Genomic DNA, 26,099 nt, shown 5'->3' with positions numbered 1-26,099 from the left:
TTGACGATGCCCGACCGCGATACCGAGGCGTTCCGCGCCCTGTTGAAACCTGCCGCCGTCCGCGAGCGTGCGCGGGAGATGCTGGAGCTCGGGCTCGCCGGCCAGCTGCTGCATTTCAGCGTCCAGACCGAGCGGCTGGAAGCCTGCGCCGACTATGTGCTTGAGACAATCCGGGCGAACTATCCCACGCTCGAAATTCCCTTCCATGCGCGCTGGCGCCACTTCGTCGTCGCGGGCGATGATCGCTGGCAAAGGCTCGATCAGGCGGCCGGCTTCGCGGACCCGGCTGCCCGTGGCCGCGCTGCCTATGATCTTGCCGTGGTCAGCGTCCTGCTCGATGCCGGTGCGGGCCCCGATTGGCGCTACCGCGATCCTGCTACCGGCCGCGAAATCGGGCGTTCCGAGGGGCTGGCGCTGGCCTCGCTCGACATGTTCGCCGCCGGCCTGTTCTCCAGCGATCCTGCCGATCCGCTTCGCGCCGACGCCGCCGGGCTGAAGCGGCGCGATGCGGCAACGCTGGCACAAGGTTTTCAGGTGGGTCCGGACAATCCGCTCTTGGCGCTGGAGGGGCGGGCCGCTCTGCTCAACCGCCTCGGCGAAGAGCTGGAGCGACAGGGCCTGTCGCGCCCCGGCGAACTCTTCGACCGTTTCGCAGCTGCCGCCGACACCGGCACGCTGCGAGCTGCGCATATGCTCGGCGAGGTGCTCGCGACCTTCGGCGGCATCTGGCCCTCGCGCCTGACGCTCGCTGGTGTTGCGCTCGGCGATACCTGGCGCCATCCCCTGATCGCGCCGGGCGAGGTCACGGAAGGGCTCGTGCCTTTCCACAAATTGTCGCAATGGCTGACCTACTCGCTGATCGAACCGCTGCAATGGGCCGGCATCGCCGTCATCGACATTGACGATCTCACCGGCCTGCCCGAATACCGCAATGGCGGGCTCTTTCTCGACAGCGGCGTGATCGCGCTTAAGGACGAGGCGGATCGGGCGAAGGCGCATGAGGTTTCCTCGCCGCTGGTCGTCGAATGGCGAGCTTTGACGGTGGCGCTGCTCGACGAAATCGGACTCTTGATCCGCAAGCGCCTCGGCCGCTCACGCGAGGATTTGCCGCTCGCCAAGGTGCTCGAAGGTGGTACCTGGGCCGCCGGTCGGCGGATCGCGCGTGAAAAGCGTGTGGATGGCGGTCCGCCCTTGACCATTGTCAGCGATGGCACGGTATTTTGACGAGCAGAGTTTCGAGAGAAAAAGGGGTAGCCGGCGTATGACTTCGAGCCAGGACGGCGTCACCGTCGTTGATCACCCGCTCGTCCGCCACAAGCTGACGCTGATGCGCGAGAAGGACCGCTCCACCAAGAGCTTCCGCCAGCTTCTCAATGAGATCGGCATGCTGCTCTGCTATGAGGTGACGCGCGATCTGCCGACCGAGATGATCGAGATCGAGACGCCGCTGCAGAAGTCGATGCAGCCGGTCATCTCTGGCAAGAAGATGGTTTTCGCGCCGATCCTGCGGGCGGGCGTCGGCTTCCTGGACGGCATGCTGGAGCTGGTGCCGGCCGCGCGCGTCGCCCATATCGGCCTCTACCGCGATCCCGATACGCTCCAGGCGGTCGAGTATTATTTCAAGGCTCCATCCGACATCGCAGACCGCATGATCGTGGTGATGGACCCGATGCTCGCGACCGCCAATTCCGCCGTGGCGGCGGTGGAGCGTCTGAAGGAGCGGGGCGCCCGGGATCTGCGGTTCGTCTGTCTGCTGGCGGCGCCCGAAGGCATCGCTCATCTGCGCAGCGCGCACCCCGATGTCCGAATCTGGACCGCCGCGATCGATGAGCGCCTCAACGATCACGGCTACATCGTGCCGGGTCTCGGGGATGCAGGCGATCGCATGTTCGGTACGCGCTGAGCACCGGGAAGGCCCATGCCGCCACGGGCAAGGGCCTTTCCGGCCTTCGCACCGGGCGAAAAGTGGACGTCACTTTTCGGAATCGATGCGACAACAATGGATTGATCGCCGTCATCGCGTCCGGCCGGACGCGCGGCAATCCAGCGTCATTCGATGATTTCGACCACGCGGCGGGTGCGCGGCTCGACGACGACGGCTTCGCCGTTCACGATCGTGTAGTGATAGCCGGGTGCGCCATATGCCGCGGGCACATTGCGATAGACCATGCCGCGCGCCGGTAGCACCGTGCCGATCACGACCGGTTCGCCATAGCGATATGACCGCATGTGCTGCGCCGTCACATAGTTCCGGAAGCCTGCGTCGTCGTTGATCATCGTGCCGCCGGCGGGATCCCGCCGAAGAGGTGGCGCGAAGACGTCGAACGGCATCATGTTCGTCTCGGTGCCGACAAGGGCCGGGTCATGAGTGAAGCCGCCGCTTGCGGGGTCGCGGATGATAGGCCCCATGCTTTGTGCGAAAACGGTTGCGGGAATGGCTGCAAAAGCCGCAGCCAACAGAATCCGCTTGATCATGATCGACCTCCGATAACTGCCTAGCCCCAAAGCCAGAATGCGCGCCTTCTGCGGCAGTTCCGTGCCGCGGCGATCACAAAAGCGAGAATGGCCCGCCGAGGCGGGCCATTCCGTAGAGACTGGCGTCACTGGATGATCTGGACCACGCGGCGCGTCTGCGGCTCGACGATCAGGGTGCGATCGTTCACCACCGTGTAGTTGTAGCGCGAGGCGGACGCTCCGTACTCGGCCGGTACGCGGTGATAGACGACGCCCTGCGCCGGCAGGACGGTGCCGACAGCCACCGGCTCGGCATAGCTATAAGACGGAACGCGCTGCTCGACGACGTAGGTGCGGAAGCGGGGCTCGGCAGCATCGCCGACGATCGCGCCGACCACGGCGCCGCCGACGCCGCCGACGACAGCGCCCACCGGGCCGCCGACCACAGCGCCGCCAACCGCACCGGCCGCCGCACCGCTGGTCGCGCCACCGACCGCACCGCCCGAAGGCTGGCTCTGGGCGAAGGCAACGGCAGGCGTAATGGTCAACGCGGCAACAAGAGCGAGCTTCTTGATCATGGCTTTCTCCTTTCGAAGTGAACTTCGGGAAGGAAAACTGCAGCAAGCCGAAACAGTTCCCCAAAAAAGGGGTCACGAGATGTTAACGTTTGCGATCGCCGGCGAGAAGATGAGCCGCAGCAATGACTTGTCAGTTCATTGCGGAAGGCGGCGGGTTCACCCGCCGGGCGCGGATTATCGCTCGAAACGAGAACGGCGGGCACGAGGCCCGCCGCGAAGACGATTTAACTGGGTTGGCCTCACTGCTTCGGGGCGGCCGAGAGAGCAGGCGTCAACTTGTCGGCATCGCGCTTGATCAGCGCGGCGAAGCCGGCCGGAGTGCGCTCCTCAGCCGTCGGTAGAACGGTGCCGAGGTCGAGCAGGCGCTTCTTGGTGCCTTCGTCGTTGAGCGCCTTGTTCAGCGCGTCGACCATCTTGTCCACGGCCTCCTTCGGCATGCCCTTCGGGCCGGCGATGCCGTTCCAGGCTTCGATCTGGTAGTCGGGCAGGCCGGCTTCCTTGGTGGTGGGAACATCGGGCAGGGCCGGCGAGCGCTGGGCCGAGGCGACGGCATAGGCCTTGATGGTATTGGCGCGGACCTGTTCGGCGACGGAGACGATCTGGTCGCACATGAAGTCGACCTGGCCGGAGACGAGGTCGTTCAGGGCAGGACCCGTGCCGCGATAGGCCACGGCGTTGATCTTCGGCGTACCGAGGACGCCCTTGAGCAGGGTGCAGGTGGTCCAGGAAACCGAGCCGAGCCCGGCATGGGCTTCGTTCACCTTGTCCGGGTTCGCCTTCACATAGTCGGCGAACGCCTTGAGGTCCTTCGGCTCGAAGCTCTTCCGCGCCACGATCAGGATCGGCGTGCCGCCGGCGAGCCCGATCGTCTGCATGCCGTTGATTGGGTCGTATTTCAGTCCGGGATAGGTGGCGGGCGCCGCCGAGAAGGTGCCGAGATGGCCCATCGCGATGGTGTAGCCATCGGGCGCGGCCGTCACGGCGCGCGCGATGCCGGTCGTGCCGCCGGCGCCTGCGACGTTCTCGATGACGATCTGCTGGCCGAGCGTCTTGGACATGTGGTCGGCGACGATGCGGGCGATGATGTCGGTCGGGCCGCCGGCCGCGAAGGGCACGATCATGGTGATCGGCTTCGTCGGATAGCCCTGCGCCTGCGCGCTGCCGGTAAAGGCCAGCGCCGCTGCCGCGGCGAGGCCGAGAACGAACTTCTTCATCAGCATTCCTCCCAGAGATTGCTTGACATGAAATTGATGGGGTTGGCGCCGGGGCGGCAACCCCGTCATTCGGTGAAGACTTCGTCGCGCTTCTTCGAGATCGCAGGCAGCAGAGCGATCGCGAGCACGAGGACGGCGACGATCAGCAGGCCGAGCGAGATCGGCCGGTTCTGATAGTCGATGAAGGTGTAGAACGAGCCGCGCGAGATGATCAGCGCCTGCCGTAGCTTCTCCTCCATCAGCTTGCCCAGCACGAAGCCGAGCAGCATCGGGGCGGGCTCGAAGCCGAGCTTGATCAGCAGATAGCCGAACAGGCCGAACAGCGCCGTGAACGCGACGTCCAGCGGTTGGTTGTTCACCGAGTAGATGCCAATGCAGCAGAAGATCAGGATCGCCGGGAACATCAGCCGGTATGGCACCTGCAGCAGCTTCACCCACATGCCGACGAGCGGCAGGTTGATGATGAGCAGCATGAGGTTGCCGACCCACATCGAGGCGACCATGCCCCAGAACAATTCGGGGTTGCGGGTCATGACCTGCGGGCCGGGAATGATGCCGTGGATCGTCATCGCGCCGACCATCAGCGCCATCACCGCATTCGGCGGGATCCCGAGGGTGAGAAGCGGGATGAAGGCGGTCTGGGCGCCGGCATTATTGGCCGATTCCGGACCGGCAACGCCTTCGATGGCGCCCTTGCCGAAGCGCGATGGATCCTTGGCGATCTTCTTCTCGACGGTATAGCTGGCGAAGGGGCCGAGCACGGCGCCGTTTCCGGGCAGGATGCCGAGGATGCCGCCGATGAAGGTGCCGCGCAGCACCGGGGCGGCGGATTGCTTGATGTCCTCCCAGCCCGGCAGCAGCCGGCCGATCTTGTTCTTGACGACGTCGCGCGCCTCGGGGCTCTCGAGGTTGCGCAGCACTTCCGCGAAGCCGAACACGCCCATCGCGAGCACCGAGAAGTCGATGCCGTCGGAGAGCGCCGGGATGCCGAAGGTCAGGCGTTCCTGCCCGGTCTCGAGATCGGTGCCGACGGTCGAGAACAGGAGCCCAAGCATGATCATGCAGAAGGCCTTCAGGATCGAGCCGCGCGCCAGAACCACCGCGAAGCACAGGCCCATCACCATCAGCGAGAAATACTCCGCCGGGCCGAAGAGCAGCGCCATCTTGGTCAGCGGCGCGCCGAGCGCAGCGATGAACAGGGTCGCGACGCAGCCGGCGAAGAAGGAGCCGAGCGCCGCGGTGCCCAGCGCGACGCCCGCACGCCCCTGCTTGGCCATCTGGTGGCCGTCGAGTGTGGTAACGACCGAGGTCGCCTCGCCCGGGATATTGACAAGGATCGCGGTGGTCGAGCCACCATACTGCGCGCCGTAGTAGATGCCCGCGAGCATGATCAGCGCGCCGGTGGGATCGAGGCCGAAGGTGATCGGCAACAGGATCGAGATCGTCGCGATCGGCCCGACGCCGGGTAGGACGCCGATCAACGTGCCGACAAGGCAGCCGACGAAGCAGAGAGCGATGTTCTTGAGCGTCAGCGCGACGCCGAAACCGAGCGAAAGATGGGCAAGCGTATCCATCATCGCTCAGATACCCAGCAGCCAGGGCGCGAGCGGGATCGGCAGGCTCAACGCGTATTTGAAGAGAAGAATGCAGGCGGCCGACATCGCCAACGCGAAGATCACCAGCTCCTTGAACTTGCGGTCATCTGCCGCCAGCCCTGAGAAAAAGATGAGTAGCGGCCCGGAGACGAGCAGGCCGAGTGCCGGGATCTGGATCGGGCCGAACTCGAAGCCGCGGATGGTCAGCCCGAACAGGCAGGCGCCGCCGAGCGCGAAGAAGATGCCCTTCCAGGACCAGCCCGAGAGGCTCTCGCCGTTGTAGCGCAGCGAGGCGACGGCCAGCATGATGCCGAGCGCGCCGCAGATGGCCGCGAAGGCTTTCGGCAGCATGCCGGGACCGAGCTGGCGCAGCGTGCCGACCGGAAGATCCCAGGCGAAGATGTAGGCACCGATCGCCAGAACCACCATGAACAGGCCGCCGGCCAAGTCCTGCGTCGATCTTATGCGCAGACCCTGCGCCCGTTCTATCTGATTGAGACTCATCAGGCTCCTCCGACTGGCGATCCGGGGCGGGTGTTCCGCTTCTGCGTTTTGGGGGAAGGGGTGAGGACGCTGTGGCGCTCGTCGAGCAAGGTCACGCTTTCCCGCAGGATCGCAAGGAAATCGTCGCGTGCCGGCAATTTCTGCTGGGGACGCCAGGCGACGCCGACCAGCGCGCCCGGCGGTGGCGGATCGAGCAATGCGCCGCGCAGACGCCGCATCGTCACGCCGGGAAACGAGAGGCGCGAGACCCAGTCCGGCGCCAGCGCCATGCCGAGCCCGGCCGCCACCGCGGACATCATCGCCGGCTTCTCTGTCGCCTCGATGGTGACGTTTGGCACCGCGCCGACGCTCTCGAAATAGGCCATGACGAGATCATAGGCGTAGGGCCGGATGCGCTTGGACGGCACGACGAAGGGCTCGCCGACGAGATCGAGCATCGTCAGGTGTTCGCGGGCGGCGAGCGGGTGCGTCTCGTTGAGCACCACGAGCGGGCGCTCCACCCGCAGGATCTCGAAGGCGCAGTCCGTCGGCTTGCGCGGCGGACGGGTCAGCGCGAGGTCGAGCTTGCCGGACTCGAGCATTTGCACGAGTGCGGCCGTCATCGCCTCGACGAACTTGATCTCGATGCCCGGGAAGCGGGCCCGGAAGGCCATCAGCGCTTCCGGAACGAAGCTGGAGGAGGCGGCGTCGATCGCCCCGACGCGCAGGACCTTGCCCGAGGCGAGCGAGGCCTCGCGCACGGCGCGGGAAGCGTGCTCCATCTTGACGAGGATGCCCTTGGCCTCCTCGAGCATGATCAAGCCGGCGCGGGTCATCGCGACCTGGCGGGTGGTCCGTGTCAGCAGGCTGACGCCGAGCTCGTCCTCGAGAGCGCTGATCTGGCGCGACAGGGCAGGAGGCGCGACGCCGAGCCGCTCGGCCGCGCGGCCAAAATGCAGCTCTTCCGCGACCGCGATGAAACATCGCAGTTGCCGCACATCCATGGCCGTCCCCTGTTCCCCAGTATCGCTTCCCGCGATATCTCTGTCAGTGGCACGTGCCCTTAGCGCCTCCAGCCGACAAGTCGACCCTACCGTAATTCATAATTTTTTGGCAATAAACTCTTCGGGCTCATGCCGGCCGCGTGCGCCTCATGCGAAACAGCCTGCCATCGATCAGGGCAAGCCCGGCGAAGATGGCCGCCATCCCCAGGAAGTGCCGCGGCTGCAGTGCCTCGCCGAGGAACAGCGAACCCAGCAGAATGGCGCTGACCGGGATCAGGAACGTCACCAGCATGGCGTTGGTGCCGCCGGCGCGGCGCATGATCCGGAAGAAGATGACATAGGCGAGAGCCGTCGAGAGCAGCGCGAGCCCAATAAGCGAGAACATGACCTCGGCGCGTGGTGCGGGCAGCAGCCAGGGCGGGTCGAAGAGGATCACCAGCGGAACGGTCATCAGCGTGGTCGCACTGACCTGACCGGCGGCCGTGACCAATGGCGGCAGGCTGCGGAAGCGCCGGCCGAACAGGCCCGCGAAGGCATAGGACAGGGCGGCGGCGAGGCAGGCGAGCTGCGGCAGCAGAGCTCCCGAGAGCCCCCCGATCGCATCGGGGCCCATCAGGATCGCGACACCGATGATGCCGGCGCCCACGCCGGCGAGCTTGAGCCCCGTTGCCTTCTCGTCCTGGCCCAAGAGATGGGCGACGACGACGCCGAAGAGCGGCGTCGTGGCGTTGAGAATCGAGGCGAGGCCGCTGGCGATCTGGGTCTGTCCCCAGAAGATCAGCCCGAACGGAATGAGGTTGTTGAGCAAGCCCATGCCGAAGAAGGCGAGCCACATCGGCCTGCCGACATGCATCGACAATCCCGAAATCCGGACGACCAGAAGCAGCGCCGCTGCGGCCATGCCGACGCGCGCAAGCACCACGGCCAGCGGCGGCCATTCGGCGACGGCGATCTTGCCGAAGAAGAAGGCGCCTCCCCACAGCAGCGAGAGCAGCAGGAGCAGCAGCCAGTCGCTGAGATCCATGGCAGGCTGCGCGGCGGGGGAGGCGGACATGGCGAACCTGCTGAAAAAGGAACGAGCCGGAGCGATAGGCTCGCCCCGGCTCGTGCTCCACCCGTTTCCTGTCTCAGGCGGCTTCGGCGTCGCGCGCCTGCCACATCGCCTTGAAGGCCGGCCGCGCCTGGCAGGCATCGAGCCAGGCCTTGACGCGCGGCGCGGCGTCGAAGAGCTGCGTCGCCGGCTTCGCATAGCGGATGATCTCCGCGACATTGATATCGGCGACGGTGAAGCGGCCGCCCATGATATAGCCGTTGCCTTCGGCCAGCGTCTTGTCGAGCACCGCGAAGGGGCCGGGCAGGGCGGCGAGGGCCGCCTCGACCAGCTCCGGCTTGCGCTTCTCCGGCGGATAGGCGGCAAGGTGGAACTGCAGGTTGAGCGCATGGGTCTCGCACTCCGTTGCCGCCCAGAGCGACCACATCACCGCGAGGCCTTCCTCCTGCGCGTTCTGCGGTGCCAGGGGCCCGCCATGCTTGCGCGCGAGATAGAGATTGATCGCCAGCGATTCGTGCAGCTTGAAGCCGTCATCGTCGATGCTGGGGATGTGGCCGTTCGGATTGATCTTCAGGAACTCGGCGCTGCGGGTGTGTAGCGGCACGCCGGGTGCGTTCTGATCCGGCACGCGATAGGCCTGGATAATCGGCACATGCGTGAAGGGCAGGCCGAGCTCGTTGGCGAGCCAGATGACGCGCGTCGCGCGTGAACGATAGCAACCGTAGATCGTCAGGGACATCGGCAGGATTCCGGTGAGAGATGGCGTGCGGGCGACCTGAGCCGGCGAGCGGGCCGATTCCGTCGCAGCGACCTTAGGCGCACGCTGGCGTCGCGCCAATGCGGGATGCCTCGGTCGCGGCATCGAAAAAACCGTTTGACGCAGGCGTTTGGCGGGTGCATTGGCCTCCTGCTTCCGGCCTTCGCGGCCGGCTGCTCACAGGAAACCCCGACCCGATGCCAAGCGACAGTCCCAGCCGACAGTCGAAGCCGTCTGCCGCCGCCTCGCGCGCCTGACCGGGTTACCCGGCTCGCCTGCGATCCGGCCATGACGGCCCGATCGCAAGGAATAGAGCCATGAATGATACTGTCGCCACGACGGACCTCCTCGCCGTGACGCTGGCCCAGACGCTGGCGCAAGAGCACGTCGCCGACATCGTCGAGACGCTGAACGAACAGGACGAGGCGACGATCGCCCATGTCCTGGCGGAACTGCCTTTCGACCGCGCCGTCGAGGTGCTCGATCAGCCCGAATTCACCGCTGCGGCCGAAGCGTTGGCGATGCTGCCGGAGGAGCGCGCCGGTGCGCTGCTCTCCGCCATGTCGGCGGACCGCGCGGCCGACGTCTTCCAGGAGTTCGACGAGACGACACGACAGCGTTTGAGCGGCCGCATCGACCGCCAGACCCGCTCCGATCTCAAGAAGCTGCTGGCCTATCCCGAGCACAGTGCCGGCTCGATCATGACGACCGAGTTCGTCAGCGTGCCCAGCAACTGGTCGGTGCAGCAAACGCTCGATCATATCCGCCGCGTCGAACGCTCGCGCGAGACGGTCTACGCGATCTACGTGCTCGATTCCGTGACACGCAAGCTGGTGCGCGCCGTCTCGCTGCGGCGCCTGATCGCCGGCGATCCCGAGGCGCCGGTCGAATCGGTCGTCCCGGCGCACAAGCCGATCACCGTCGCGCCCGAGGTCGATCGCGAGGACGTGGCGCGCCTCATCACGAAATACGACCTGCTTTCCGTTCCGGTCGTCGATGCGGACGAGCACATCATCGGCATCGTCACCTTCGACGACGTCATCGACGCGATGATCGCCGAGACGACCGAGGATGTGCAGAAGCTCGGCGGCATGGAGGCGCTCGACCAGCCGTATAACGAGATCGGCTTCCTCTCGATGATCCGCAAGCGCGCGGGCTGGCTCTCGATCCTGCTGGTCGGCGAGATGTTGACCGCCTCGGTCATGCAGTACTTCGAGGGCGAGCTCGAGAAGGCGATCGTGCTGACGCTGTTCATCCCGCTGATCATGAGCTCGGGTGGCAATTCCGGCTCGCAGGCGACCTCGCTGATCATCCGCGCGCTGGCGCTGCGCGAGGTCACGCTGAAGGATTGGTGGCGGATCGCGCTGCGCGAATTGCCGACCGGTCTCACGCTCGGCGCCATTCTCGGCGTGATCGGCGTGGTTCGGATCATGGTGTGGCAGTGGCTCGGTCTCTACGATTACGGGCCGCACTGGATGCTGGTCGCCGCGACGGTGGGCGGCGCACTGGTCGGCATCGTCACCTTTGGCTCGCTTGCCGGCTCGATGCTGCCCTTCGCGCTGAAGCGGCTGGGCTTCGACCCCGCCAGCGCCTCGGCGCCCTTCGTGGCGACGCTCGTCGACGTCACCGGCCTGGTCATCTATTTCGGCGTCGCTGCCGCGATCCTGACCGGCACCCTGCTGTAACCGGAAGGGGTCTCAGCCCGCCGTCGCCACGCGGTTCCGGCCTTCCCGCTTCGCGCGATAGAGCGCGGCATCGGCAGCCTCCAGCAACTCCGGCCACATCTCCGGCCCGACGCTGGCTGCAGCGATGCCGATGCTCGCGGTGATCGCGACCTCCGCGCCGGTATCGAGCAGAACGGGCTCGGCTTCGATCAGGCGCCGAAGCCGCTCGGCCAGCTCGACGAGCATGTCGGGATCGGCCGCGCTGCCATCCAGGACGAGGACGGCGAACTCCTCCCCGCCAAAGCGGGCGATGACGTCCTCCTCGCGCAGTCCGTCCTGTAGGCGCTGGGCGAGCGCCCGCAGGGCGGCGTCGCCGGCAATGTGGCCGAGCTCGTCGTTGATAGCCTTGAAGTGATCGATGTCGAGCAAGATGAGCCCGATCTGCCGGTCCTTTTTGGATGAGCGAGCGATTCGCTCGACGAGTCTTTCGAGGGCGCCGCGGTTCATGACGCCGGTCAGCCCGTCGGTGTCGGCCTGGCGCCGCAGGCGGGCCGTCAGCCGCAGTCTTTCGGTGTCGAGCTGCTCGCGTTCGATCAGCCGCCGACGAAGGGTTTCCAGCGCCTGGAACAGGTCCCGCATCTCGCTGCGCAGCTGGCCCGGCGCGGCGGGCTGGTGCAACCTGCCGTTCGCCAGATCGACGACGCGGGCGCGCGCAAGCATGAGCGGCCGGAAAAGGAAGCGCCGGCTGACGAACAGCAGCGCCAGCTCGACCGCGACCACCAGCGCCATCCCGATGGCCGCAACGATGAAATCCGCCCGTGCATGGCGATAGGTTGCATCGAAGCGGTCGGCGACAGCAGCGATGAAGCGGTCGCGCAATTGCCCGATCGGCTGGAAGCTCGGCACGAGCATATCGGTGAAGGATTCCGGCGTTCCGCGATATCGGCCCGCGTCGAGCTGCTGCCGCGTGTCGTCGAGCAACCGTATTCCCTGGTTGAAGAAGAGCTCTTCGGTGGCCTGATGAGCCTGAGCGACAAGCGGAGCCGCACGCGTGCTGGTTTGCGAGCTGGTGAGCCGCCACAGCTCGAGGACGCGGCCGCGCATCTGGTCGAAGGCGGCTTGCGACGGGCCGGCCAGTGGTTCGCCGCGCACGATCGAGATGACCAGATAGGAGCCCAGCCGGCCGGCATAGTCGCGAAGCTCGCCGAGCATATGGGCCACCAGAGCCTGGCCGATCAGCGCTGAATCGCCTGCGAGAAGCTTGTCCATCGCGGTATTGGTGAGCGGGTGGGTCGCGTCGTAGACGGCGAACATCGAGAAGATCGCCTTTTCCACGGCATCGTGGTCACGTTGCGTCAGCGGACGCGCCAGCAGAGCGTCGACCTGTCCGCGAGCGCCGTCGAGTTGCGCGCGCATACGCGCGACATCGGGAGCGAGCGAAGCCGGGATCCGCGCGATCGCGGCGTCGCTCGACGTTCGGAAGGCTCGCAGCCGCTCTCGCACCGGGTCCGGCTCCGTCGCTTCGCGCCCGAGAGCCGCATTGGTTGGGCCTCGCTCGGCCGAGACATGGTAGGCGGCATCGAGCACCAGCCGAAAGGCGTCGAGGCGGGCGAGCGTGCGGGCGCTGCTGCTGAGCGCGCCGTAATGATGCCAGAGCAGGCTCGCTCCCAGCATCATGGAGCAGGCGAGCACAAGCCCGATCGCTGCGAGCGCAGACTGTGTGAGGGTCAGTTGCCGGACGCGCATGATGCGACGCGTGGATATCCTCGCTCTCCGGAACGGCTCCGTCAGCCTTCCGTGGGGTCGCGCTCCAGCTCGATATCACTCCGGACAGATTGTGGAAAGTGCAGTGCACAATGGACCCCTCAGGCGTCGTCGCGCGCCTGAGAGGTCGACGTGGGAGCCGGGCGGCGGCCTCAGCTCGCGAGCACGCGTTGGGGCGGGAAGGTGATCTCGACCAGCGTGCCTTCCTTCTTGACGCTGGTGATCGACATCGCCGCGCGATTGGCCTCGACCAGCGCCTTGGTCAGCGGCAGGCCGAGCCCGGTGCCGCCAGCACGGCGCGTCGTCGGCACCTGGCGGAAGGGTTCGAGCGCGAGCTTCAGCTCGTCGTCATCCATGCCGATGCCGGTATCGCGCACCCGCAGGATCGCCTCGCCCTGGTCGCCGAGCGCGGTCGAGATGATGACCTGGCCGCCGGCATCGGTGAACTTCACCGCATTGGAAAGCAGGTTGATCGCGATCTGGCGGATCGAGCGCTCGTCGGCGACGACGGGCGGCAGCTTCGGCGAGAGCCCCGAGCGCAGCACGACGCGGCCGCGTTGCGCTTCAGGCTGCAGCAGCGCCACGGTCGACAGCGCGATCTCGTTCAGATTGACGCTCGCGAAGTCGAGATCGAGCTTGCCCGCCTCGATCTTGGCGAGGTCGAGCAGGTCGTTGACGAGGCTGATGACGTAGCCGCCCGACTGATGGATGTCGCGCAGATATTCCTTGTAGCGTTCGTTGGCGATCGGCCCGAAGCGCTCCTCGGCCATCACCTCGGCGAAGCCGATAATGGCGTTGAGCGGCGTGCGAATCTCGTGGCTGATCTTGGCGAGCACGTCGGATTTCTGCGCACTCGCCATCTCCGCCGCCTTGCGCGCATCGACCAGCTCGCCCTCGGTCTTCTTCCAGGCGGTGATGTCGCGCAGCACCGCGCAGAAGCGCGGCTCGGCACCATGAGCGATCTGCCCCATGGTCATGAACAGCGGGATCTTGCCGCCCTGGCGCACCCGGCCCTGCACCTCGCGCCCATCGTTCAGCACCGAGGCGACGCCGCCGCCCTTCAGGCCTTCGAGATAGTCGAGGGCCGGGGCATGGCTCTCGCCGGCGAAGAGCAGCGTGAACAGTTCGCCGGTCACCTCGCGCTGATCGTAGCCGAACAGCGCCTCGGCCGCCTTGTTGAGCGACAGGATGCGCCCGCGATCATCCACCGTGACCACGCCGTCGGTCGCCGTGTCCAGCATGGCGGTGAGCTCGGCGATGCGGCCGTCGCGGGCCTCGGCATCGAGCTGGAGTGCCTCGACGCGCGCCGCCGATTCGGCCTCCTCAGCGGCAAACTCGGCCGCGAGCTCGGCTTCTTCCGCCTCTTCCGGCGTCAGCACCTTGACCTCGCCGCCGCCATTCGGATGGCGGAAGGCCATGAGCGTCGCCGGCTCGTCCAGCCAGCTCACGCTGGAGAGGACGGCATCGACGCTGACCAGATGACCGAGGCGATCGATCAGCTTCATCGCGCCGCCTTCAGCGCGCGATGCTTCCTTGATCAGGCGGCTGACATTGCCGCCGGCCTTCAGATCGGCGAGGTCGGCGAAGTCGAGCAGATCGAGCAAGGTGCGGTTGGCATAGAGCGCCTCGTCGCCGCGATTGACCAGGACTGCGATGGGCAGTCGGTCGAGTACGTCGGCATGGGAATTACGTTGCCGTGCCGGGGCCGTGGCCGAGTCGGCTTCAACCGCCGGCCTCTCGGCGGCGGCCACCTCTACCTGCTCCTTGACCTGCAGCGGCGCGACCGGCGGCAGGCGCGGGCCGCCCGGCTCCTCATCGCCGGCCAGGCGGGCGCCCAGCGCTTTGGCGATCTCGCGGAAGGCATTGCGCTCGGCCGAGCTCAGATGCGGCTTCGACGGCTCTAGAAGCGGACGTAGCGCCGTCACAGTGCCGCCGTTGCGCAATGGAACGATGTTGTCGGCAGGGGCCACCGACCCCGCAGCGGGCTGCTCGTCGTCCGGTCGGTCGGCGGAGAGAGCTTCGGATTCGTCGCGCGCTGCCGCGAGCGGCAACTCGTCGCTATCCTCAGGGCGGTTTTCCGCTTCAGGCGCCGCTTCGCGTTCCGCCGTGCTCACCATGGACGACTCGGCCGCCTCATCGGCTTGCGGCAGTTCCGCCTCTACGTCCGCGATGGCGTGCATTTCCCCGGCAGGTTCCTCCTGCTGCTTCGCATCCTCTTCCGCTAGGGCCTCCGCTGGCCCAGCAGGCGTGTTCGCCGCAGCCTGTTCGGGCGCGACAGCCGCTGCAAGGAACGGCTCGCGCTCGTTCAAGCGGGCAATGCCGAAGCCGCGGAAACCGGCGAGTGCGCGGGCCGCATCGAGGACAGGCACGCCAGACAGCTCGACGCGCGCGCCTTCACCGGCGGTGTCGGTCTGCCAGAGCAGATTGTGGCCGCTCCAGGTCGTGGCCGTGCCGAGCCGCTCGATCAGCCCGCCATCGCGGTCGAGAATGGTGGAGCCGACGAGATCCTGCCAGCGTCGGCCGATCAGCCTGTCTGCAGCGTCGGCACCCGTCAGGAAGACGATCTGGTCGGACAGCTTGGTCAGCCGGGCTTCGCCATCGCTCTGCCAGAGGAAGCGGATCGTCGACGGGCGGGGCGGGGCGGGCGAATCGGTCCCCTCGGACGGAGTGGCCGTCGCGGTTATGGTCGGCGTCGACTCAGCCTTCGGGGGTATCGTGATGCCGAGCCGGCGCAGCTCGGCAGCGGGGATGGCGATCGCCAGGACGGTCTGACCGTCCGGGCAGGGCAGGAGCTTGCAGCCGCAGGTGAGGGGGATGGCTGCGAAGCCGGAGGTCAGGCGCAGTCGTTCGAGGCGGATGCCAGCTGCGGAGGCAAGTCCACCCGCGAGCGCATCAAGCCGCTGCCGCGCCTGATTCGGAACCGTGGCATCTGCCACCTTGCCGCCGAGCAATGCCCACCCGGCGTCGTTCGCGAAACCGGGGCGCCCGGCGGTCGCGTCCCAGAGCAGCAGGGCGCCGCCCGCGGCAAAGGACGCAAGCGCAGCGTCTTCAGCCGCCGCCACGCCCCGTCGCGCCCAGTCCTCTCCGGATTCGCTCATGCCTGCCCGCTCGTTCGATCCGCGCCCGTTATGCCTAATGAAAGCTTAATAGCTCCCAAACGGCGGCGAATCCATGGAGCCGAAGATTGCTCTCCCGCTTCTCCTCGAAACAGCGTTAACATGCGCGGCGTCGCAGATGTCACGTTATTGTCATTGCGATGCAACAATGATATTGCAGTGCACAATTACGTAGGATTGGCTGACGAGGCGACAGGAGGATCCCATGAACGGCAAGCTGCCTTATGAAGTTCCGACCGAGATGAGAGAATTCGCTGAGCGTAGTGTCGAACAGGCTCGCAAGGCCTTCGACGGTTTCATTGGTGCGGCTCAGAAGGCTGTGGACAGCGCCCACGGCTCCGCGGAGAGCGCCCGAGCCAACACCCATGATGCGACCCGCAAGGCCATCGCCTATGCCGAGAACAACGTGGCGGCGGCCTTCGACTTCGCCCAGAAGCTGGTGAAGTCCAAGGATCTTACCGAAGTCATGCAGCATCAGTCGGATTTCCTGAAGTCGCAGATGGCGGCGTTGCAGGACCAGCTCAAGGATGTCGGCGCTGCCGCGCAGGAAGCTGCGGCCAAGGCTGCCGAGACCGTGAGCAAGGCCACCAAGGGCGGCCGCTGAGCCGCATTGGCCGGCGCTGATCGCGCCGGCTCCGTATCGGGCCGGGCCTTGCGCCCGGTCTCCGCTGTTTGCTGCTGAAGGAGAGCCGTCATGGTCAAGCCTGCTCCCACCAGGACGACGTCCAAGGTCCCGGTCAGCCTGCCCCCGGTGAGGGCGCTATCGTCCTCATCCGCCGAGCCGCTTGCTGAAACGCCGCCGTCGACGAATGCCGAGGCCCGCCCCGTCGCTGGCGCTGCGGTTCCGCCTCCTGCCGCTCCTGCGAGCCAAGCCCCTGCGAAACCCGCTTCTCCGACCGCTGCCGCTCCGGTGGTGACCCAGACGCCATTGGCGACCGAGAAGCCGGCTTCACCCGCCATTCCGACGCCGGCGCGGACCGATGCAACTGCTCCGGCCAAGGCGAATCGGTCTGATGAAGCGCCGGCTTCCGCGCTTGCGGTGAAGTCTGCCCCCGCCGAGAGGCGCATTGAGAAGCCGGCGGCGAAGATCCTTGCGCCCAAGATTTCGGCCAAGGGCCCGGAGGCCGCGCCGAAGGCAGAGGTCGCCAAAGCTGCCGTTTCTCCGAAGACCGCCTCGCAAGAGATCGCCCCGCGCGGCAACGCCGCGCCGGTCGGGGCGAAGCCGGCTCCGGAACCGGCGCGGGTGGTCGAAGCCGCCGCGCCGTCTGCCCCGGTGGTCAAGCCGGCCGAGCCGGTCTCCGCGCCCGTGGCGGCCAAGCTGATCCAGCCGGTTTCACTCGATTCGCTGCCGCTGCCGCGTCCGCCCGAGGCTGCCGCCGTCGCATCCGCGACCATCATGAGCCAGGCGCTGACGATGGCGCGGGCCTTCGGCGCCTTGCAGGCCCATATGCTGGACCATGCCTGCGCCGAACTCGAGGCGACGTTGCGCGATGCTCAAACCCTGGCGCGCAGCAACAGCGCCTCTGAGGCGATCACGCTTCAGGCCAAGGCAGTCCGCCGCAGCTACGAATCCTATGCGGAGCACCTGAAGGAGCTCGCCCGCGTCGCCAATACGGCGCTGCGCAAGGACTAGGCGCGACGACATCATCGGCGCACTGACGGGTGCGCCGAAATTCCTGCGGAAGAAATCGAATTCCGCGGTTGCAAAAACGGAACGTCGGCACTACGGTCCGCGCCGCTGGTGACCCCCGCTGCCGCGGCAGGGTCCCATGCCCCGGGTACGGGCAGCCATAGCTCAGTTGGTTAGAGCGCTAGATTGTGGATCTAGAGGTCCCCCGTTCAAGCCGGGGTGGCTGTACCACCTTTTTGTTTTTCCCTCATCGTCATGCGGTGCGGTTCGCTGCCGCCTGATCCGCCCTCCTCTTGAAGCGCGGCCACGGCTTCGCCATATCGTGGACAAGCGAAAGGGTTCGCCTTTCGCCCGCGGGATGCTGCCGGCGGCGGGTCCCGATGTTCGTGAGGCGCCTTTCGAGGGCCTGGTAGAGATGACGCGTACGCCTAGCCTGTCACACCCGTTCCTGCTCGGCTTCGACGATATCGAGCGTGCGCTCGATCGCGTCGCCAAGGGCGCGAGCGAGGGTTACCCGCCCTATAATATCGAGCGGTTGCCTCGGACGGAGGACGAGCCCGACTGTCTGCGGATCACGCTGGCTGTAGCGGGCTTCTCGCGCGAGCAGCTCGAGATCACGCTGGAGGAGAACCAGCTGACGATCCGAGGCCGGCAGAGCGATGACAAGAATCGGCAATTCCTGCATCGCGGCATCGCCGCCCGGCAATTCCAGCGGAGCTTCCTGCTGGCCGAAGGAATGCAGGTTCTCGGCGCCGATCTGTCGAACGGCCTGCTTGCAATTGATCTCGTCAGGCCGGAACCGGAACGGCTCATCCGGCGTATCGATATCATGAGCCGAAAGTAGAGGACGGGTCGCCGTCCGGCGTTGAAGGATGCGGCAGCGGTTTTCGCATCTGTTCATAATTGAAGGCGCAGTATCAGAACCGCATTCGCACTGCTCTGAAGGAGGGCGCGATGAAACAGGACAGAATCCTAATCCAGGCCGACCCGCTGACCCCTGCGGAATTCGCCGCGCTCGGCACCGGCGAGGTCGCCTACGTCAAGTCGATGACCTCTGACGAGCTGATGCGGATCTTTCCGCAGGCTCCGAAGATCGAGTCCGGCTTGCAGCTCTTCACCTTGCTCTCGGCCGACGGCGCGCCGATCCTCGTCACGGATTCGCGCGAGGCCGCGACGGCCAATGCCTGGGAGCATGATCTGAAGATGGTCAGCGTCCACTGACGCTGACCAGACTCCTGCCGCTCAGGGCGCGGTCGCCATCCCGGCGACCGCCGATTGCAGCCTCACAATATCGTCCGGCATGGACAGGCGGTGATCGCCGTCCTTGATCAGCGTCAGCACCACCGGATCGCCGCTGAGATGTTCGACGAGCTTCAGCGCCTGGCGCCATGGCACGTCGGGATCGCGCATGCCCTGCAGGATATGGACAGGGCAGCCGGCCTTGATCTCGCCGCCGAACATCAGGTGCCGGCGCCCGTCCTCGATCAGGGCGCGGGTGATCGGTGTCGGATCGGGTGAATACTCGGAAGGGCGGTGCCAGACGCCTTCGTCGAGGATTTCCCGGCGGATGGCGTCAGGCATCTGTGCCCACATCAGCTCCTCGGAGAAATCGACGGCGGGCGCGATCAGCACGAGGCCTGCGGGTTGCAGCGGCGTGCCGAACAGGCGGCGCGCCGCGAGCAGGGCAATCCAGCCGCCCATCGAGGATCCCACGAGGATCGGGCTCTGCCGGCATTGGGCCTGGATGACCGCAAGCGCGTCCGCCAGCCAATCCGACAGGGTGAAGCTGGCGAAGTYGCCTTCGCTCTCGCCATGCCCGCCATAGTCGAAGCGCAGATAGGCTCGCCCCGTGTCGCGGGCCCAGTCCGCCAGCGCCTCGGCCTTGGTCGCGCGCATGTCGGACCGGAAGCCGCCGAGCCAGACCACGGGCGCTCCCGTGCCGTCCTGGATGAGATAGGCGAGGTGGCGCCCGGTGAGGCCGTCTCCGACCTCGAGCCATTGCGGCGGCTGGCGCTCCACGGCAAATCTCCTGTGACGAATCACGCGGCCGCGGCGATTAGAAGCTGCGGCGGCTCTCCGATAGGGGCATATTCGCCCCAACGAATGAAAGTCCAGACCAAGAGAGCATGTCCTTCAAACCGGGTGCCCATCTTTCGCTGCCTTCAACCGAAACGCATCCGCTGGCGGGGCGGACGATCCTGCAGATCATTCCGGAGCTCGAGGCGGGCGGTGCCGAGCGGACTGCGGTCGACATCGCCAAGGGGTTGACCGATGTGGGCGCCCGCGCGCTGGTCGCGACCGAGGGTGGGCGTCTCGTCGCCGAGCTGCAGGCCAAGGGCGGGGTCTGGCTGCCTTTCCCCGCGGCCTCGAAGAACCCGATCGCGATGGCGCTCAACATTCGTAAGCTCCTGCTGCTCTGCCGGCAGGAGGGGGTGGAATTGATCCATGCCCGCTCGCGCGCCCCCGCGTGGGTCGCGCTCGGCGCGGCGCGGCTCCTGAAACTGCCCTTCGTCACCACCTATCACGGCTCCTACAACAGCCGCTCGGCGGTGAAGACGCTCTATAATTCGGTGATGGCGCGCGGTGATGTCGTCATCGCCAATTCCGGCTACACGGCCGAGTTGATTCTCTCGAAGCATCCGATGGCGCGGGACCGCATCAGGGTGGTCAATCGCGGCACCAATTTCTCGGCCTTTGCACCGGCAGCGGTTGGGGCGGAGCGGATCCAGGCGTTGCGCAAGGCCTGGGGCGTCGAACCGCATCAGCGCATCGTGCTGCTGCCCGGCCGGCTGACCGGCTGGAAGGGCCAGCGCGTCCTGATTGAGGCTGCGCGCCTGATGCGTGACGGCGGCGATACCGATACCGCCTTCATCCTCGCCGGCGACGCCCAAGGGCGCGACGGCTATGTGAAGGAACTCGACGGGCTTATCGCCAAGGCCGGGCTGGAAGGCCGCGTCCGGCGTGTCGGCCATTGCACGGATATGCCGGCGGCGATGCTTTCGGCTGCGGTCGTCGCCGTGCCATCGACCGAGCCCGAAGCCTTCGGACGCGTCGCGGTGGAGGCACAGGCGATGGGCGCGCCCGTCGTGGTCTCCGATCTCGGTGCGGTGCCCGAAACGGTGCTCGCCCCGCCGCAAGTCACTCCCGGCGAGCGCACCGGGTGGCGCGTCCCGCCGGGCGATGCGTCCGCTTTGGCGGCCGGTCTCGCCGAAGCGCTGTCGCTGCGGCCTTCCGCGCGCGATGCGCTGGCGAGGCGGGCGCGCGAGCATGTCGAGAAGCATTTTTCGCTGGAAGCGATGGTAACCGAGACCCTCGACGTCTATTGCGCGCTGCTGGAGCGTTGAGGCGTCAAGGCGCGGGCGAATGCCTGTCGCAGCGGTGTCATGCATTGACATCGCGCCTCTTTATGCAATGTGTCTGAATCAACGGCGCGGACTGCGCCAAATACAGGAGAATACCCCATTCGTCGCCCTTACCGTGCTGCCCCGGCCCCGACCAAGGAAGGCCCCCGCTCGAACCGTGATATCCGCGGAGTTCGCGAGGTACAGCTGATCGACGACACGGGCGCCAACCGTGGCGTGGTGTCGTTCTTCGAGGCGCTGAAGATCGCTGAGGATGCCGGTCTCGATCTGGTCGAGATCGCCCCGAATTCCGTTCCGCCCGTCTGCAAGATTCTCGATTACGGCCGCTTCCGCTTTCTCGAGCAGAAGAAGGCTTCCGAGGCGCGCAAGAAGCAGCGCACCATCGAGATCAAGGAGATCAAGCTCCGGCCCGGCATCGACAAGCACGATTACGATGTGAAGATGAAGGCCATGCAGGGCTTCTTCGAGGAAGGCGACAAGGTGAAGGTCACCCTGCGCTTCCGCGGCCGCGAGATGGCGCATCAGGATCTCGGCGTGAAGGTGCTCGAGCGCGTCAAGGCCGATCTCGTCGAGATCGCCAAGGTCGAGAGCGACTGGCAGCTCGAAGGCCGCCAGATGGTGATGGTGCTCGCGCCGCGCTGAGGCGTGACCGGGCGCGTTTCTGTTCAGAATGCGGAAAAAGGGCGCCTCTGGCGCCCTTTTTCATGCGGGCTTGAGCAGAAGCCCGTCGAGCATGGCGTTGAAGGCGTCGGTCGCCACCCGCAGGGCGGATTCGGGTTCGGGTGCATGCGCGATCCATTGCGCCGCATGCTGGGTCGCGCCGACGATCAGCCGCGCGATGGCCTCCGGATCAAGCGGGGCCAGCACGCCTTCGGCCACCAACTCGCCGAGCCCGTGCGTCATCATGCGGATGCAGTCGTTCTGGATCGGCCAGTGCCAGGGATCGCCGAGGACGGCGGGCCCGTCGCGCAGCACGATCTGCTGGATTTCCGGTTCGCGGGCCATGGCGAGATAGGCTGCGCATTCGTCGCGAAAGCCGGTCCAGCGATCCTGCGCCTTAGCCGAGACGGCACGCAGCCGCACCGTCATCTCGGCATCGATCTGGTCGAGGACGGCGGCGAACAGGCCCTTCTTGTCGCCGAAATGATGATAGAGCGCGCCGCGGGTGAGCCCCGCCGCAGCGGTCAGATCATCCATCGACGCAGCCGCATAGCCGATCGTGCCGAACGCCTCGCGTGCGGCGGCGATCAGGCTGGCGCGGGTTTCCGCGATCATGTCGGCGCGAAGCCTGCGGGCCATCATTTCCCTTTCACATACAGCCCGTATGTTAATTGACATACGAGATGCATGCAATTATCCATTCACATACGCGGCGTATGTGCGCTTCCTTCGGGACAATCATGCCTAATCCCTACCGTGAGATCTTCCGGGTGCCCGGCGCCCTCGCTTTTTCGTCCGCCGGCTTCGTCGCACGCCTGCCAGCCTCGATGGTCGGCCTCGGCATCGTGACGATGCTGTCGGAGCGGCGCGGCGAATATGCCATCGCCGGTGCCGTCGCCGCGACCTTCGCGCTCGCGAGCGCGCTGATCACRCCGCAGGTCTCGCGCCTCGTCGATCGCTATGGCCAGCGCCGCGTGCTGATGCCGGCTGCCACTGCCGCTGTGCTTGCGCTGAGCGGCCTCATCCTCGCGACCTGGGCGGGCGCGCCGAGCTGGCTGCTCTTTGTCTTCGCGCTGCTCTCCGGGCTGATGCCGAGCATCGGCGCGATGGTCAGGGCACGCTGGACGGAGTTCTACCGGGATACGCCGCAGCTGCGCACCGCCTTCGCCTTCGAATCGGTGGTCGACGAGGTCATCTTCATGGTCGGCCCGATCGTGGCGATCGGGCTCAGCGTCAGCCTTTTTCCCGAGGCCGGGCCGCTCGCCGCCATGATCTTCCTGATCGTCGGCGTGCCGCTGCTTTGCGCCCAGCGCCGTACCGAGCCGCCTGTCCGTGCCGACTCCGTGGGGATGGATGCCTCGGTCATCCGGCTCGGCGGTGTGCGGGTCGTGGTGCTTGCGATGATTGCGGTCGGCGCGATCTTCGGTACGGCCGAGATCACCGCCGTCGCTTTCGCCGATGCGCAGGGGCAGAAGGCGATGGCGAGCGTGGTGCTGGCGATTTACGCGGCTGGCTCTCTCATCGTCGGCCTGGTCTTCGGGGCGCTCAGGCTGAGGGCGTCGCTCGCTACGCAGTTCGTCGCTGCCATAGCGCTCGCGGCGGCGACCACTCTGCCTTTGCTGGCGGTGACCGGCCTGACCTCTCTGGCTCTGGTCTTCTTCATGGCCGGCGCGGCCGTCTCGCCTACGATCATCATCGCCATGGGGCTGATCGAGCGGCTGGTGCCGCCGCGCCAGCTCACCGAAGGCATGACCTGGGGCATCACCGGCATCGGCATCGGCATGGCCTTCGGCGCCTCGGCCGCCGGCGCTCTGATCGATGCTTTCGGCGCCCGCAGCGGCTTCTGGATCTCGGTCACGGCCGGGGCCGTCGCGCTGCTCGTCACGCTCGCCGGCTACAGCCGGCTGCTGGGCGAACGGAAGGAGACGGCGGTTTGCGAGCCGGCCTGATCGGCCGGCCCGCTTGTCGGCAGGTCAGCGGATCGGCGGGCCGTATTGCAGGCCGCCCTGCGTCCACAGCTTGTTGACGCCGCGCGGCAGCGGGTTGCTGGTCTTCGGGCCGAAATGGCGGTCGAAGCTCTCGCCGTAATTGCCGACGGCCTTGATGATGCGCACTACCCAGTCATTGGTCAGGCCGAGACCCTCGCCGAACTTGCCCTCGGCGCCGAGCATGCGGCGGATTTCCGGGTTCTGCGAGGTCTTCGCCAGCTCTTCGACATTGGCCTGGGTCACGCCGAGTTCTTCCGCATTGATCGTCGCGAACACGGTCCAGCGCACGAGATCGAACCAGGCCGGGTCGTTCTTGCGGACCCAGGGGCCGAGCGGCTCCTTGGAGATGACCTCCTGAAGGAGCATGTGCTCGTCGGGATCCTTCAGCCTGCCGCGCGTGCCTGCGAGTGCGGAGAGATCGGTGGTATAGGCGTCGCAGCGGCCGGCCTCATAGGCCTGCACCGTATCCTCCAGGGTTGCGAAGGCGACGGTCTCGAACTTGATGCCGTGGGTGCGGCCGTAATCGGCGAGGTTGAGCTCCGTGGTCGTGCCCTGCGCGACACAGACCGAGGCGCCGTTCAGGTCCTTCACCGTGTTCACGCCGAGCTTCTTGCGGACGATGAAGCCCTGGCCATCATAATAGTTGATGGCGGTGAAGCTGACGCCCTGGCCGATGTCGCGGCCGAGCGACCAGGTCGTGGTGCGGGCGAGCACGTCGATCTCGCCGGATTGCAGGGCGACGAGGCGGTTCTTGCTCGAGAGCGAGAGATAGCTCGCCTTGTCCTGGTCGTTGAAGATCGCGGCGGCCAGCGCCCGGCAGACATCGGTGTCGAAGCCGCGCCAGATGCCGTTCTTGTCCTGCAGGGAGAAGCCCGGCACGCCTTCGCTGGTGCCGCAGATGATGTTGCCGCGCGCCTTGATCTTCTCGAGGGTCGATTGGGCAAGCGCAGGGGCAGAGGCTGCTGCCGTCAGGGCGAGGCCTGCGGCGAGGCTGAGCAGAAGCTTCTTCACGGGGGATTCTCCAGATGCGGAATGCGCCTGTTGACCTTACGTTGTGACAGGCGTCTGAAGGAAGTGCGCGGATGGCTGCTGTTTTTATCGGCAGCCTCGCTCGGCATTGCCGGCTTCGCACTTGCCAGAACGGCACTTTTCTGCGATAGGGCCGGCCTTCGATCGCCCGGCTGATAAGGGCTGCCGTGGCGGTCGTGCTTTGCTTCCTGAAAGCAAGACATTGGCGACGCGTTCAAAAAAGCGCGATGCCGCGACCATTGAGGAGCTGAAATGCCCAAGATCAAGACTAAATCGGCCGCCAAGAAGCGGTTCAAGATCACCGGTACCGGCAAGGTGCTCTACGCCCAGGCCGGCAAGCGTCACGGGATGATCAAGCGGACCAACAAGCAGATCCGCAATCACCGCGGCACGACGACCCTCTTCGAGGGCGACGCTGCCAACGTGAAGAAGTACTTCCTCCCCAACGGCTGACGCCACCTGACATTCCGGAGATCATGACATGGCTCGCGTGAAACGGGGCGTTACTGCCCACGCCAAGCACAAGAAGACGCTGAAGGCCGCCAAGGGCTTCTATGGCCGCCGCAAGAATACGATCCGCGCCGCCAAGGCGGCCGTCGATCGCTCGATGCAGTACGCCTATCGCGACCGCAAGAACAAGAAGCGCTCGTTCCGCGCTCTCTGGATCCAGCGTCTCAACGCTGCGGTGCGTGAGCACGGCCTGACCTATTCGGTCTTCATCGGCGGCCTGATCAAGGCCGGCATCGAGCTCGACCGCAAGACCCTATCCGCGATGGCGATCGACGACGTGGCCTCGTTCACGGCCGTGGTCGAGACCGTCAAGGGCGCGCTGGGCGCCGAAGCCAAGGCCGCCTGAGCGGACTGGCATCGCTGAATTGAAAAAGGCCGGCGGTGACGCCGGCCTTTTTCTTTGAATTCAAGTCTGCACGCTGCCGTTGCCAGACGGGTTCCAGCCTTCGCCTGCGCCTTCGACAATGCGGTCATAAGCCTGCTCGGGCGTGTCGGCGTAACTGAACAGCTTCAGATCCTCGGGGCGGATGAAGCCGGCGGCCTCCATCCGGTCGAGGTTGAGCAGGCCCTGCCAGTAACCGGAGTCGTAGAGCACGATCGGCACTGGGGCCATCTTGCCCGTCTGCACCAGCGTCATGATCTCGAACAGCTCATCGAGCGTGCCGAAGCCGCCGGGGAAGACCACCAGGGCGGCCGCGCGCATGGCGAGATGCATTTTGCGCATCGCGAAGTAGTGGAAGAGGAAGGTCAGGTCGGGTGTCGACCAGCCATTCGGCTCCTGCTCATGCGGCAGGGTGATGTTGAAGCCGATCGAGATGGCGCCGGCTTCGGTGGCGCCGCGATTGGCCGCTTCCATGATTCCGGGTCCGCCGCCCGTTGCGATGACGTGATGGCGTCCGGCCTCGCCATCCAGCAGCGCGCCGCCCCGTTCCGACGCGATGCGGCCGAATTGCCTTGCCGCCTCGTACCAGGGATTGCCCTCGCGCACGCGCGCCGAGCCGAAGACGACGATGGTCGAGACGACCCCGCGCGCCCTCAGATGATCTTCCGCCTTCTGGTACTCGAGCATGAAGCGCACGCCGCGGGTCGAATCGCCCAGGATGAAATCCGGGTCGAGCGCGGCGAGCCGGTAGGACGGCGCTTCCTTCTGATGGGTGTTGTCGGGCAAGGCATCCTCCTGCATCGGCACCGGCCAAGTTCGACCGGTTCGGCAAAGCGTCGCTTCGCTCTGGCATATGCC

The 26,099-nt window shown here is 66.3% G+C and carries 26 protein-coding genes and 1 tRNA gene; 13 read left to right on the top strand and 14 right to left on the bottom strand.

The window, feature by feature from the left end:
* Positions 1-6 precede the first annotated feature (6 nt).
* Both AC1DDA_RS05330 and upp read left to right on the top strand, forming a co-directional pair.
* Positions 7-1,224 carry a URC4/urg3 family protein gene (locus AC1DDA_RS05330; RefSeq protein WP_476794926.1) on the top strand — a complete coding sequence of 406 codons (1,218 nt, stop codon included), beginning with the start codon at positions 7-9 and terminating at the stop codon, positions 1,222-1,224.
* A gap of 37 nt (positions 1,225-1,261) precedes the next feature.
* A complete protein-coding gene (gene upp, locus AC1DDA_RS05325) occupies positions 1,262-1,903 on the top strand; it encodes a uracil phosphoribosyltransferase (protein ID WP_441510946.1) in 642 nt (213 codons plus the stop codon).
* A gap of 146 nt (positions 1,904-2,049) precedes the next feature.
* Here the strand turns inward: upp and AC1DDA_RS05320 are convergent, their stop codons facing one another.
* The 8 genes from AC1DDA_RS05320 to AC1DDA_RS05285 all read right to left on the bottom strand — a co-directional run bounded on the left by AC1DDA_RS05320 (position 2,050) and on the right by AC1DDA_RS05285 (position 9,118).
* The gene (locus AC1DDA_RS05320; RefSeq protein WP_441510947.1) at positions 2,050-2,475 is read right to left on the bottom strand and encodes a DUF1236 domain-containing protein; all 426 of its coding nucleotides are present in this window, start codon (positions 2,473-2,475) and stop codon (positions 2,050-2,052) included.
* Between the two features lie 125 nt (positions 2,476-2,600).
* The gene (locus tag AC1DDA_RS05315) at positions 2,601-3,032 is read right to left on the bottom strand and encodes a DUF1236 domain-containing protein (protein ID WP_441510948.1); all 432 of its coding nucleotides are present in this window, start codon (positions 3,030-3,032) and stop codon (positions 2,601-2,603) included.
* Between the two features lie 239 nt (positions 3,033-3,271).
* Positions 3,272-4,246 carry a tripartite tricarboxylate transporter substrate-binding protein gene (locus AC1DDA_RS05310; protein ID WP_476794925.1) on the bottom strand — a complete coding sequence of 325 codons (975 nt, stop codon included), beginning with the start codon at positions 4,244-4,246 and terminating at the stop codon, positions 3,272-3,274.
* A 65-nt stretch (positions 4,247-4,311) separates the two neighbouring features.
* The gene (locus AC1DDA_RS05305) at positions 4,312-5,823 is read right to left on the bottom strand and encodes a tripartite tricarboxylate transporter permease (RefSeq protein WP_441510950.1); all 1,512 of its coding nucleotides are present in this window, start codon (positions 5,821-5,823) and stop codon (positions 4,312-4,314) included.
* 3 nt (positions 5,824-5,826) lie between these two features.
* The gene (locus AC1DDA_RS05300) at positions 5,827-6,345 is read right to left on the bottom strand and encodes a tripartite tricarboxylate transporter TctB family protein (RefSeq protein ID WP_476794924.1); all 519 of its coding nucleotides are present in this window, start codon (positions 6,343-6,345) and stop codon (positions 5,827-5,829) included.
* Complete coding sequence (locus AC1DDA_RS05295; protein WP_476794923.1) at positions 6,345-7,328, bottom strand: LysR family transcriptional regulator; 984 nt, start codon at positions 7,326-7,328, stop codon at positions 6,345-6,347. Before AC1DDA_RS05295 ends, AC1DDA_RS05300 begins: the two co-directional genes overlap by 1 nt.
* A 127-nt stretch (positions 7,329-7,455) precedes the next feature.
* The gene (locus tag AC1DDA_RS05290) at positions 7,456-8,382 is read right to left on the bottom strand and encodes a DMT family transporter (protein ID WP_476794922.1); all 927 of its coding nucleotides are present in this window, start codon (positions 8,380-8,382) and stop codon (positions 7,456-7,458) included.
* A gap of 73 nt (positions 8,383-8,455) precedes the next feature.
* Positions 8,456-9,118 (bottom strand): glutathione S-transferase family protein, encoded by a 663-nt coding sequence (locus tag AC1DDA_RS05285; RefSeq protein WP_476794921.1) that lies wholly within the window; start codon positions 9,116-9,118, stop codon positions 8,456-8,458.
* Positions 9,119-9,453: 335 nt separating this feature from the next.
* Between AC1DDA_RS05285 and mgtE the strand changes: the two genes are divergently transcribed.
* Positions 9,454-10,821, top strand: a complete 1,368-nt coding sequence (mgtE, locus tag AC1DDA_RS05280; protein WP_476794920.1) for a magnesium transporter — start codon at positions 9,454-9,456, stop codon at positions 10,819-10,821.
* Between the two features lie 12 nt (positions 10,822-10,833).
* On the opposite strand, the gene AC1DDA_RS05275 is transcribed toward mgtE, so the two are convergent.
* Positions 10,834-12,546 carry a GGDEF domain-containing protein gene (locus AC1DDA_RS05275; RefSeq protein ID WP_476794919.1) on the bottom strand — a complete coding sequence of 571 codons (1,713 nt, stop codon included), beginning with the start codon at positions 12,544-12,546 and terminating at the stop codon, positions 10,834-10,836.
* Between the two features lie 170 nt (positions 12,547-12,716).
* Positions 12,717-15,662: a sensor histidine kinase gene (locus tag AC1DDA_RS05270; RefSeq protein WP_476794918.1), complete on the bottom strand. Its 2,946-nt coding sequence runs from the start codon at positions 15,660-15,662 to the stop codon at positions 12,717-12,719.
* 223 nt (positions 15,663-15,885) lie between these two features.
* Here AC1DDA_RS05270 and AC1DDA_RS05265 point away from each other — a divergent pair, with 223 nt between their 5' ends.
* The 5 genes from AC1DDA_RS05265 to AC1DDA_RS05245 all read left to right on the top strand — a co-directional run bounded on the left by AC1DDA_RS05265 (position 15,886) and on the right by AC1DDA_RS05245 (position 18,531).
* Positions 15,886-16,284 (top strand): phasin, encoded by a 399-nt coding sequence (locus tag AC1DDA_RS05265; RefSeq protein WP_441510958.1) that lies wholly within the window; start codon positions 15,886-15,888, stop codon positions 16,282-16,284.
* Between the two features lie 90 nt (positions 16,285-16,374).
* Positions 16,375-17,313 (top strand): phasin family protein, encoded by a 939-nt coding sequence (locus tag AC1DDA_RS05260; protein WP_476794917.1) that lies wholly within the window; start codon positions 16,375-16,377, stop codon positions 17,311-17,313.
* A 151-nt stretch (positions 17,314-17,464) separates the two neighbouring features.
* Positions 17,465-17,541: transfer RNA gene (locus tag AC1DDA_RS05255), tRNA-His, on the top strand.
* Between the two features lie 184 nt (positions 17,542-17,725).
* Positions 17,726-18,154, top strand: a complete 429-nt coding sequence (locus AC1DDA_RS05250) for an Hsp20 family protein (RefSeq protein WP_441510960.1) — start codon at positions 17,726-17,728, stop codon at positions 18,152-18,154.
* A gap of 110 nt (positions 18,155-18,264) precedes the next feature.
* Entirely contained in the window at positions 18,265-18,531 is a 267-nt protein-coding gene (locus AC1DDA_RS05245; RefSeq protein ID WP_476794916.1) for a BQ00720 family protein, read from the top strand.
* A 21-nt stretch (positions 18,532-18,552) separates the two neighbouring features.
* On the opposite strand, the gene AC1DDA_RS05240 is transcribed toward AC1DDA_RS05245, so the two are convergent.
* Positions 18,553-19,329, bottom strand: a complete 777-nt coding sequence (locus AC1DDA_RS05240; protein WP_476794915.1) for an alpha/beta hydrolase — start codon at positions 19,327-19,329, stop codon at positions 18,553-18,555.
* A 107-nt stretch (positions 19,330-19,436) separates the two neighbouring features.
* On the opposite strand from AC1DDA_RS05240, the gene AC1DDA_RS05235 reads away from it, so the two are divergent.
* Positions 19,437-20,654 (top strand): glycosyltransferase family 4 protein, encoded by a 1,218-nt coding sequence (locus tag AC1DDA_RS05235; protein ID WP_476794914.1) that lies wholly within the window; start codon positions 19,437-19,439, stop codon positions 20,652-20,654.
* Between the two features lie 117 nt (positions 20,655-20,771).
* Complete coding sequence (gene infC / locus AC1DDA_RS05230; RefSeq protein ID WP_441468974.1) at positions 20,772-21,314, top strand: translation initiation factor IF-3; 543 nt, start codon at positions 20,772-20,774, stop codon at positions 21,312-21,314.
* A gap of 60 nt (positions 21,315-21,374) precedes the next feature.
* On the opposite strand, the gene AC1DDA_RS05225 is transcribed toward infC, so the two are convergent.
* Complete coding sequence (locus AC1DDA_RS05225; RefSeq protein WP_476794913.1) at positions 21,375-21,971, bottom strand: TetR/AcrR family transcriptional regulator; 597 nt, start codon at positions 21,969-21,971, stop codon at positions 21,375-21,377.
* Between the two features lie 101 nt (positions 21,972-22,072).
* Between AC1DDA_RS05225 and AC1DDA_RS05220 the strand changes: the two genes are divergently transcribed.
* The gene (locus AC1DDA_RS05220; protein ID WP_476794912.1) at positions 22,073-23,281 is read left to right on the top strand and encodes an MFS transporter; all 1,209 of its coding nucleotides are present in this window, start codon (positions 22,073-22,075) and stop codon (positions 23,279-23,281) included.
* A gap of 24 nt (positions 23,282-23,305) precedes the next feature.
* On the opposite strand, the gene AC1DDA_RS05215 is transcribed toward AC1DDA_RS05220, so the two are convergent.
* Positions 23,306-24,331, bottom strand: coding sequence for an amino acid ABC transporter substrate-binding protein (locus AC1DDA_RS05215; protein ID WP_476794911.1), 1,026 nt, complete (start codon positions 24,329-24,331; stop codon positions 23,306-23,308).
* Between the two features lie 270 nt (positions 24,332-24,601).
* Here AC1DDA_RS05215 and rpmI point away from each other — a divergent pair, with 270 nt between their 5' ends.
* A complete protein-coding gene (gene rpmI, locus AC1DDA_RS05210) occupies positions 24,602-24,802 on the top strand; it encodes a 50S ribosomal protein L35 (protein ID WP_066718776.1) in 201 nt (66 codons plus the stop codon).
* A 28-nt stretch (positions 24,803-24,830) separates the two neighbouring features.
* Positions 24,831-25,205 carry a 50S ribosomal protein L20 gene (gene rplT, locus AC1DDA_RS05205; protein ID WP_265052281.1) on the top strand — a complete coding sequence of 125 codons (375 nt, stop codon included), beginning with the start codon at positions 24,831-24,833 and terminating at the stop codon, positions 25,203-25,205.
* A 60-nt stretch (positions 25,206-25,265) separates the two neighbouring features.
* Here the strand turns inward: rplT and AC1DDA_RS05200 are convergent, their stop codons facing one another.
* The gene (locus tag AC1DDA_RS05200; protein WP_476795128.1) at positions 25,266-26,042 is read right to left on the bottom strand and encodes an LOG family protein; all 777 of its coding nucleotides are present in this window, start codon (positions 26,040-26,042) and stop codon (positions 25,266-25,268) included.
* Between the last annotated feature and the right edge of the window lie 57 nt (positions 26,043-26,099).

This window comes from Allobosea sp. 10N428, from assembly GCF_056394545.1.
The sequence above is the reverse complement of the archived record's forward strand: the minus strand, read 5'-3'. Positions and strand labels throughout refer to the sequence as shown.

Coding starts and splice junctions, on each gene's coding strand:
- AC1DDA_RS05260 (WP_476794917.1), top strand. CDS start 16,375: ATGGTCAAGCCTGCTCCCACCAGGACGACGTCCAAGGTCCCGGTCAGC.
- AC1DDA_RS05310 (WP_476794925.1), bottom strand. CDS start 4,246: ATGAAGAAGTTCGTTCTCGGCCTCGCCGCGGCAGCGGCGCTGGCCTTT.
- AC1DDA_RS05225 (WP_476794913.1), bottom strand. CDS start 21,971: ATGGCCCGCAGGCTTCGCGCCGACATGATCGCGGAAACCCGCGCCAGC.
- AC1DDA_RS05270 (WP_476794918.1), bottom strand. CDS start 15,662: ATGAGCGAATCCGGAGAGGACTGGGCGCGACGGGGCGTGGCGGCGGCT.
- AC1DDA_RS05305 (WP_441510950.1), bottom strand. CDS start 5,823: ATGATGGATACGCTTGCCCATCTTTCGCTCGGTTTCGGCGTCGCGCTG.
- AC1DDA_RS05300 (WP_476794924.1), bottom strand. CDS start 6,345: ATGAGTCTCAATCAGATAGAACGGGCGCAGGGTCTGCGCATAAGATCG.
- mgtE (WP_476794920.1), top strand. CDS start 9,454: ATGAATGATACTGTCGCCACGACGGACCTCCTCGCCGTGACGCTGGCC.
- AC1DDA_RS05320 (WP_441510947.1), bottom strand. CDS start 2,475: ATGATCAAGCGGATTCTGTTGGCTGCGGCTTTTGCAGCCATTCCCGCA.
- AC1DDA_RS05295 (WP_476794923.1), bottom strand. CDS start 7,328: ATGGATGTGCGGCAACTGCGATGTTTCATCGCGGTCGCGGAAGAGCTG.
- AC1DDA_RS05200 (WP_476795128.1), bottom strand. CDS start 26,042: ATGCAGGAGGATGCCTTGCCCGACAACACCCATCAGAAGGAAGCGCCG.
- AC1DDA_RS05245 (WP_476794916.1), top strand. CDS start 18,265: ATGAAACAGGACAGAATCCTAATCCAGGCCGACCCGCTGACCCCTGCG.
- rplT (WP_265052281.1), top strand. CDS start 24,831: ATGGCTCGCGTGAAACGGGGCGTTACTGCCCACGCCAAGCACAAGAAG.
- AC1DDA_RS05235 (WP_476794914.1), top strand. CDS start 19,437: ATGTCCTTCAAACCGGGTGCCCATCTTTCGCTGCCTTCAACCGAAACG.
- AC1DDA_RS05290 (WP_476794922.1), bottom strand. CDS start 8,382: ATGTCCGCCTCCCCCGCCGCGCAGCCTGCCATGGATCTCAGCGACTGG.
- upp (WP_441510946.1), top strand. CDS start 1,262: ATGACTTCGAGCCAGGACGGCGTCACCGTCGTTGATCACCCGCTCGTC.
- AC1DDA_RS05315 (WP_441510948.1), bottom strand. CDS start 3,032: ATGATCAAGAAGCTCGCTCTTGTTGCCGCGTTGACCATTACGCCTGCC.
- AC1DDA_RS05330 (WP_476794926.1), top strand. CDS start 7: ATGCCCGACCGCGATACCGAGGCGTTCCGCGCCCTGTTGAAACCTGCC.
- AC1DDA_RS05285 (WP_476794921.1), bottom strand. CDS start 9,118: ATGTCCCTGACGATCTACGGTTGCTATCGTTCACGCGCGACGCGCGTC.
- AC1DDA_RS05265 (WP_441510958.1), top strand. CDS start 15,886: ATGAACGGCAAGCTGCCTTATGAAGTTCCGACCGAGATGAGAGAATTC.
- AC1DDA_RS05250 (WP_441510960.1), top strand. CDS start 17,726: ATGACGCGTACGCCTAGCCTGTCACACCCGTTCCTGCTCGGCTTCGAC.
- AC1DDA_RS05275 (WP_476794919.1), bottom strand. CDS start 12,546: ATGCGCGTCCGGCAACTGACCCTCACACAGTCTGCGCTCGCAGCGATC.
- rpmI (WP_066718776.1), top strand. CDS start 24,602: ATGCCCAAGATCAAGACTAAATCGGCCGCCAAGAAGCGGTTCAAGATC.